7 protein-coding genes are annotated in these 7700 nt (G+C 28.5%); all 7 read left to right on the forward strand.

Annotated elements, in window-relative coordinates:
• Positions 1-85: 85 nt before the first annotated feature.
• The 7 genes from Q4A58_RS07575 to Q4A58_RS07605 all read left to right on the forward strand — a co-directional run bounded on the left by Q4A58_RS07575 (position 86) and on the right by Q4A58_RS07605 (position 7687).
• Positions 86-967 (forward strand): ABC transporter substrate-binding protein, encoded by an 882-nt coding sequence (locus tag Q4A58_RS07575; protein ID WP_303118028.1) that lies wholly within the window; start codon positions 86-88, stop codon positions 965-967.
• 85 nt (positions 968-1052) lie between these two features.
• A complete protein-coding gene (locus Q4A58_RS07580) occupies positions 1053-3245 on the forward strand; it encodes a TonB-dependent receptor (RefSeq protein ID WP_303118030.1) in 2193 nt (730 codons plus the stop codon).
• Between the two features lie 81 nt (positions 3246-3326).
• Positions 3327-4100 (forward strand): HugZ family heme oxygenase, encoded by a 774-nt coding sequence (locus Q4A58_RS07585; RefSeq protein ID WP_303118032.1) that lies wholly within the window; start codon positions 3327-3329, stop codon positions 4098-4100.
• A 33-nt stretch (positions 4101-4133) separates the two neighbouring features.
• Complete coding sequence (locus tag Q4A58_RS07590; protein WP_303118033.1) at positions 4134-5102, forward strand: iron ABC transporter permease; 969 nt, start codon at positions 4134-4136, stop codon at positions 5100-5102.
• A complete protein-coding gene (locus tag Q4A58_RS07595; protein WP_303118035.1) occupies positions 5099-5875 on the forward strand; it encodes an ABC transporter ATP-binding protein in 777 nt (258 codons plus the stop codon). The genes Q4A58_RS07590 and Q4A58_RS07595 overlap by 4 nt, the downstream gene beginning before the upstream one ends.
• Before the next feature lie 17 nt (positions 5876-5892).
• Positions 5893-7131, forward strand: coding sequence for a coproporphyrinogen-III oxidase family protein (locus tag Q4A58_RS07600; RefSeq protein WP_303118036.1), 1239 nt, complete (start codon positions 5893-5895; stop codon positions 7129-7131).
• A gap of 10 nt (positions 7132-7141) precedes the next feature.
• Complete coding sequence (locus tag Q4A58_RS07605; RefSeq protein WP_303118037.1) at positions 7142-7687, forward strand: flavodoxin family protein; 546 nt, start codon at positions 7142-7144, stop codon at positions 7685-7687.
• The last annotated feature ends 13 nt before the right edge of the window (positions 7688-7700 follow it).

Raw genomic sequence — 7700 nt, forward strand, 5'->3', positions numbered from 1 at the left:
CTTGATTAATTAAATAATATGTGTTATATATAAATGAGGATCTATTTATAAAATAAATATAAAATAAAAAATTTAAGGAGGAGGTATGAAAAAAATACTGACTATTATCTGCTTTTTAATAAGTTCAATCATTTCTTTTTCAATAAATATAGAAGGGAAATATATAGTAGATGACTATGGGAATAAAATTGAACTTAAGGAATATAAAAGACTATTGGTTACAGATCCAGGAGTAATAGAGATATTATTTGGAATTGGTGGAAACGATAAGATAGTTGCAATAGCCAAGACAGCTAGAAGTAAAATTTATCCTGTAGAAGAAGTGGAAAAATTAAATAGTGTTGGGAATATAACTAATATGAATTTTGAAAAAATGTTAGAGTATAAGCCAGATTTAGTTATAGTAAATTCTATGATGTTAAAAAATGTAGAAAGAATTAAAGCCATGAATTATAATGTAATAGTTTCAACTGCTTCAAATTTAGAAGAAATTCTTGATTTAATCGAAGTTTTGGGCTTTATTTCAGGAAAAGAAGATAATGCGAAAGCGCTGAGGGAAAGTTCACAAAAAAAATTAAACAGCATCGAAAGTTTTTCTAAAATGGGTAAAAAAATTAAGGGTGTGGTTGTCTACTCTGTAAGCCCAATGATGGCATTTACTGAAAATTCTCTACCTGGTGATGTTTTAAAACATTTGGGTGTTAAAAATATAGCTGCAGATTTAACAGGAAATAGACCTATACTTTCTCCTGAATATATACTGAAAGAAAATCCTGATTTTATAGCAGGAGCTATGAGTTTGGATAATCCAAAGCAAATTTTGGAAGCATCTAATGTCATTCCGAAAACTAAAGCTGGAAGAGATAATAATATTTTTATCTTAGATTCATCAAGTATTTTAAGAAGTTCACATAGAATTTTTGATGAAATGATGATTTTGAAGGAAAAATTAGAAAAAATAAACTAATAATTAAGTAGAGGATACAGTCATAGATATTAAACTAAAAAAGGAACTTTATATGAAATAATAAAATAATTTATGGGGGAAAAAAATGAAAAAGAGACTTATGTTATTATCTTTAATTGCTTGTTGCGCAGCATCTTATGCTACAACTATTGATTTAGGAAAAACAGATATCTATTCTGAAACAGGTTACAAAACTAATTTAAGAAATTCAGTTTCTTCACCTTATATTATAACGGCAAAAGAAATTGAAGAGAAAAAATTTACAACAGTATCTGAAATTCTTGCAAGTATACCTAAAGTAACTGTAAAGGATGGAGATTTACCTCAAATTGATGTAAGAGGGCAGGGATATCAAAAAGCAAGAGCTACAGTACAACTATTAGTTGATGGTATTCCAGCAAATATGTTGGACACATCTCATATGAATGTTCCAGTGAATATGGTAAACCCTAAGGAGATTGAGAGAATAGAAGTTATTCCTGGTGGAGGAGCTGTGTTATATGGAAGTGGGACAGCAGGTGGAGTTATAAATATAATTACAAAAAGAAATAAAGGAACTTACGGTTCAGTTGGTTATCAAGTTGGAAGTTATTCAAATCATAAATTTGATGCTTCTTTAGGAACAAGTATAGATAAATTTGATGTGGGCATAGACTACTCAAAGAATAAAAAAGATGGATATAGAGATAGAGAAGAATCAGATTCAGATTATTTCTCTGGAAAGGTTACATATAATATAAATGAAACAGATAATATAGCTCTTAAATATAGTGGATTCAGAAATGATTATCTTCCAGCAAATGCATTGACAGAAACACAGCTGAAAGAAAATAGAAAGCAAAGTGGAGTAAAAGGAGTTGTAAAAGAAGAGCATAAAATAAAAAAAGATGAGTTTAGTTTAATTTATAATAATAAGTTGGGAGATAAAAATCATCTTAATTTAGTAGCCTTCTACCAAAATACTGAACTGCCGTCAGAAAAAGTTTCAAATGGAGTTGGTATGCGTATGGGAATGTTAGAAGGACAAAAAAAAGGAATACAAAAAGCTCTAATGAATCCTATGCTTCCACCAAGAGCAAGGGCAGGTATGAATGCTCAAATATCAAGAATAGATGCTGAGCTTAATAGTTTGAGAGCTGGAAATAAAGTATATTTTTACCAAAAGTCTTTATTTAAAGATACAAAAACAGGAATAAAAATTAAAAATAAATTTAATTATGCAGAAGGAAGTAATCTAATTTTAGGTTTTGGTTATACTGATAATGATATGAAAAGAGACAGTTTATTGAAATTCATAAATGCAGATTATTCAGACAGAGCTTCGATGGCAGATATAAAAATTTCGTTATCTAAGAAAACTTATGAAGTATTTGGAATAAATACATATAGATATGGTAATTTCGAGTTTACTCAAGGGCTTAGATATGAAAACTCTAAATATGATGGAAATAGAAAATCTAATGAGGCTACTACTAAAATAAATAAATCAGTTAATAATGTAGCAGGAACATTGGCAGTAAATTATCTATATTCACCAACTGGTAATATATATGCAAAATATGAGAGAGCATTTACTTCTCCTGCACCAGGGCAATTAGTTGACAAAGTTAGAATAGCACCAAAAAGTAGAGAATTTAAATATGTTGTAAATGATTTAAAAACAGAAAAAACTAATTTATTTGAATTAGGATGGAATGATTATCTTTTAAATTCATTGATCAGTGCTTCTGTATATCTAAGTGAAACTAGAGATGAGATTGCAACAGTTTTTGATGGAGGTGTTACTCATCAAACAAGTGGATTTGCAAGTTTAAATATAGGAAAAACTAGAAGATATGGTTTTGATTTAAAGGCAGAACAACAATTTGATAAATTTAGAATTTCAGAATCATATTCATATATAAATACTAAGATAGTCGAAAATAAAGATAATAAAGCAATAGAAGGAAAGAAAATTTTAGGAGTTCCAGCACATAAGCTTATGTTATCGCTTGATTATGATGTGACAGAAAAATTAGCTGTGGGAGCAAGCTATGAATATGTGGCTGCATCTTATATTGAAAATACAAATAAGTATGGAAAAGATGATAATGTTTCTTTATTCAATCTAAGAGCAAATTATAAGATAAATGAAAATTTCGATATATATGCAGGAATAAAGAATGTATTTGATAGAAAATATAATAAAGGTGTTTCTCTTGATTCATCCACAGGAGAAAAACTTTATGAACCAGCAGCAAGAAGAAATTACTATGCAGGATTTAGTTATAAATTTTAATCATTATAAATTTTAAATGAAAGGACTGTTACATTTTATCGAATTTGCAACAGTCCTAATTTATAAATTAAGGAGAGTACGATGAAAGATAGAATAATAGAACATATGAACAGTGACCACAGGGATATTTTGCCTCTGTATATAAAACATTTTAATGGAAAAGATGTAAAAGAGGCAAAACTAATAGATATAAATGAAGAAGAAATGATTTTATTAGCAGATAATGATGAAAAAGTTATAGTAAAGTTAACTGCAAGAACAGAACTTAAGGATATGCATATGGAGCTTGTAAAAATGGCAAAGATTGCTAGAGAAAAATTAGGTATACCTGCTCCTGAACATCATAAAGATGAAAATCATAAAAAAGAAGAACAATTAAAAATGGAAATATTAGATTTTATATCAGAATTTAAATCCGTAATATTAGGGACATTGACAGCTGATAATTTCCCAACAGTAACTTATGCACCATTTTTAAAGTATGAAGGTAATAATTATATATTTATAAGTGAAGCTGGAGAGCATTTTGAAAACTTAAAAAATAATGGAAAACTAGAGCTTATGTTTTTAGAAGATGAGTCTAAAACTAAAGTCATATCTCTAAGAAAAAGAGTTAAATATAAAGCTATTGCAGAATTTTTAGAGAGAAATGCAAAAACAGAAGAAATATTAGATAAATTTCAAGAAAAAGAAGCAGCAATAAAAATGACAAGAACAATGGATGATTTCCACCTAGTAGAATTAAAATTTTTAAATGGAAGATATGTTAAGGGAGCAGCACAGGCATTTAATATTACAGAAGATAATAAAGTAATAGCTGTTGTTGGTAAAGGACATGGTCATCCAAAGAAATAAAGTTGAGATAAAATTATAAAAAAGGAATGTGACATGAAAAAATTACTATTTTTAATTCTGCTTATACTAAGTTTTCTTGTGGGGATTTTTGCATTATCTTTTGGTTCGGTATCAGTTCCTTTAAAAGATCTGTTAAATTATTCTTCCATGGATGATTATATGAAAACTATAATTTTTGATCTGAGATTACCAAGAATTTTAGCTGCATTTTTAGTAGGTATGCTTTTAGCATCAAGTGGCAATGTGGTGCAGATAATATTTCAAAATCCACTTGCAGATCCATATATAATTGGTATTGCGGCAAGTGCTACTTTCGGAGCAGTAATTGCATATTTGCTAAATTTACCTGATTTTTTCTTTGGTATTTCAGCTTTTATTTGCTGTATGTTAAGTACAATTTTAATCTTTAGAATCTCTAAAAGAGGAAATAAAATAGAGATAAATACTCTATTGATAGTGGGAATAACACTGTCAGCTTTTTTAGCAGGTTTTACTTCCTTTGCCATCTATATGATAGGAGAGGATTCGTTTAGAATAACAGTGTGGCTAATGGGATATTTAGGAAATGTATCATGGAAGCAGATTTTATTTTTAATTTTTCCTTTAATACTTTCAACTACTTATTTTTATACTAAAAGAAATGAATTAGATGTTCTAATGCTTGGTGATGAACAGGCTCATGCTATGGGAATAAATATCTCTAAATTAAAATTTAATTTACTTATTGTTTCATCTTTTGTTGTTGCATATTCGGTAGCTTTCACTGGGATGATAGGTTTTGTAGGACTTATAGTTCCGCATATAATGAGGGCTTTAGTAGGACCTTTAAATTCAAAACTAATCCCTTTCATTTTACTTTTTGGAGGGCTATTCCTTTTAATATGTGATACATTTGGAAGAATAATTCTTTCACCTGTTGAACTTCCAATAGGAATAATAACCTCTATATTAGGTGCTCCTTTCTTTTTGTATTTAGCACTTAAAAATAGGAGGAGGCAATGAGCATAATAACTATTAAAGCTTTAAATTTCTCCTACGGTAAGAAAAAAATATTAAAGAATATAGAACTTAGTATAGAAAAAAATAAAATAACTGGAATTATTGGACCTAATGGTTGTGGAAAATCGACCTTAGCAAAGAATATTATAAAATATTTGCATGGAGAATATGAAGAATTTAAAATTGATGATAAATCTTTAAGAGATATAGGCTCAAGAGAACTTTCGAGATTGATATCCTATATTCCTCAGAAGACAAATGTAATTCAGAATATTTCAGTATTTGATTTTATTTTATTGGGAAGATTTCCATTGCTTAAAAATTCATGGGATTTTTATAAGAAAGAGGATTTTGAAGCTGTTGAAGAAAATATAAACTTACTAAAAATAGAAGACCTTAGAGATAGAAATATAGAAAGTCTTTCAGGTGGAGAACTTCAGAAGGTATTATTGGCAAAAGCACTTTCACAGGATGCTAAAATTTTACTTTTGGATGAGCCAACATCAGCTTTGGATTTAAATAATGCTGTAGAATTTATGAAAATTTTAAGATACGTTGCGAATCAAAAAAACATAAGTCCAATTATTATAATTCACGATTTAAATCTAGCGTCTTTATTTTGTGATAGTTTAATTATGTTAAAAGAAGGAAGATTTATAGGTAAAGGTATGCCTAAGGAAATAATAACTGAAAAAAATATGAAGGAAATATATGATTTAGATTGCACAATTTTATATAATTCTGAAGGCAAACCATATGTAGTTCCAACAACTTAGAAATTAAGGAGAAAAAGATGTTTAAGATACGTTATAAATCACATCATGATGTAGAAGCTGTGATTTCAAACCTAGTCAAACCAGAGAGGGCGACAAAGGAAGATTTTTTAAAAATAATGAACTCTAAAAATGAAAAAAAACAATTAGGTATATATTTTCATACACCTTATTGTGACAAGATTTGCTCTTTTTGTAATATGAATAGAAAACAGTTGGATAATGATCTGGAAGAATATACTGAATATTTATGTAATGAGATTATTAAAAATGGGCAATATGAATTTGTTAAGACAAGTGAAGTTGATGTTGTTTTTTTTGGTGGTGGAACTCCAACTATTTTTAAGGCATCTCAACTAGAAAGAATACTTAAAACTTTAAGGGAAAATTTTGTATTTGCTAAAGAGTATGAAATGACTTTTGAAACAACATTACATAATTTAAGTTTGGATAAGGTTGAAATTTTAAATAAATATGGAGTAAATAGAATAAGTGTCGGCATACAAACTTTTTCTGATAGAGGAAGAAAATATTTAAACAGGACTTACGACAAAACATATGCTGTAAAAAGATTAAAAGAAATAAAAGAAAAATTTAATGGACTTATCTGTATAGACATTATATATAATTATCCTAATCAGACAGATGAAGAAATTTTAGAAGATGTGACTCTTCTATCTGAAATAGGGGTCGCTTCAGCAAGTTTTTATTCTCTAATGGTTCAGGAAGGTTCAAAAATTTCAGCGGATAGAGATAAAAAAGAAGAGGATATATTTGTCTACGATATAAAAAGAGATGAGGAAATTCATAATTTATTTTATGAAAAAGCTTTGGAAAAAGGCTATAAACTTTTAGAGTTTACTAAGATAACTGATGGAAGAGATAAATATATGTATATAAGAAATAACAATGCCCTTAAAAATTTACTTCCTATAGGCACAGGTGCTGGAGGCAGAATAGAGAATATAGGTTGTTATAACTTCAATAAGGATATGAGTTTTTATTCAAGATCCACTGAATTACAAAGAAGATTATCTACAATATCAGGTATGATGCAATTTGATAAATTTAGCTTAGAAAAATTAAGAGAATGTTGCACAGAAAAGGCTTATGGTAAGGCGATTAATATACTAAAAGAATATGAAAAAGAAGGATATATTGAGATAAAAGATAATTATGTCATATATTTAACTAAGGGAATATTTTGGGGAAATAGTATGAGTGCAAAATTAATTGAGGAAATTTTTAGTGATATGTAAGGAGGAGAGTATGTCGACATTAATAGTTTATTCAACAATAAGTGGAAACACTAAAGCAGTATGTGAAAGAATATATTCTGCATTGACGGGAAATAAAAGAATAGTTAATGTAAAAGATATAGCTGGGCTTAACTATGACGATTATAAAAATATTATAGTTGGTTTTTGGTGCGATAAAGGGACTATGGATAAGGATAGTATGGATTTTGTAAAAAACTTAAAAAATAAAGATCTTTATTTTTTAGGAACTTTAGGTGCAAGACCAGAATCAGATCACTGGAAAGATGTATTTGAAAATGCTAAAAAATTATGTTCTGAAAATAATGAGTTTATTGATGGACTTCTAATTTGGGGAAGAATTTCTAAGGAGATGATGGATATGATGATGAAATTCCCTGAAGGGCATCCGCATGCACCTACTCCGGAAAGATTAGCTAGATGGAAGGATGCTTCTACTCATCCAGATGAAGATGATTTTAAGAAAGCTGAAAGTTTTTTTGCAAACTTGTTAAATAAAGGCTCTGTGTCAAATGGTGTTGATGAAAAAATCAAATAAATTTTTATGTAGT

This window comes from Fusobacterium sp., from assembly GCF_030528405.1.
Taxonomy (GTDB): Bacteria; Fusobacteriota; Fusobacteriia; order Fusobacteriales; family Fusobacteriaceae; genus Fusobacterium.

What these genes read in the sequence shown, in the direction of transcription:
- Q4A58_RS07575 (WP_303118028.1), top strand. Translation starts at nt 86, where the DNA reads ATGAAAAAAATACTGACTATTATCTGCTTTTTAATAAGTTCAATCATT.
- Q4A58_RS07580 (WP_303118030.1), top strand. Translation starts at nt 1,053, where the DNA reads ATGAAAAAGAGACTTATGTTATTATCTTTAATTGCTTGTTGCGCAGCA.
- Q4A58_RS07585 (WP_303118032.1), top strand. Translation starts at nt 3,327, where the DNA reads ATGAAAGATAGAATAATAGAACATATGAACAGTGACCACAGGGATATT.
- Q4A58_RS07590 (WP_303118033.1), top strand. Translation starts at nt 4,134, where the DNA reads ATGAAAAAATTACTATTTTTAATTCTGCTTATACTAAGTTTTCTTGTG.
- Q4A58_RS07595 (WP_303118035.1), top strand. Translation starts at nt 5,099, where the DNA reads ATGAGCATAATAACTATTAAAGCTTTAAATTTCTCCTACGGTAAGAAA.
- Q4A58_RS07600 (WP_303118036.1), top strand. Translation starts at nt 5,893, where the DNA reads ATGTTTAAGATACGTTATAAATCACATCATGATGTAGAAGCTGTGATT.
- Q4A58_RS07605 (WP_303118037.1), top strand. Translation starts at nt 7,142, where the DNA reads ATGTCGACATTAATAGTTTATTCAACAATAAGTGGAAACACTAAAGCA.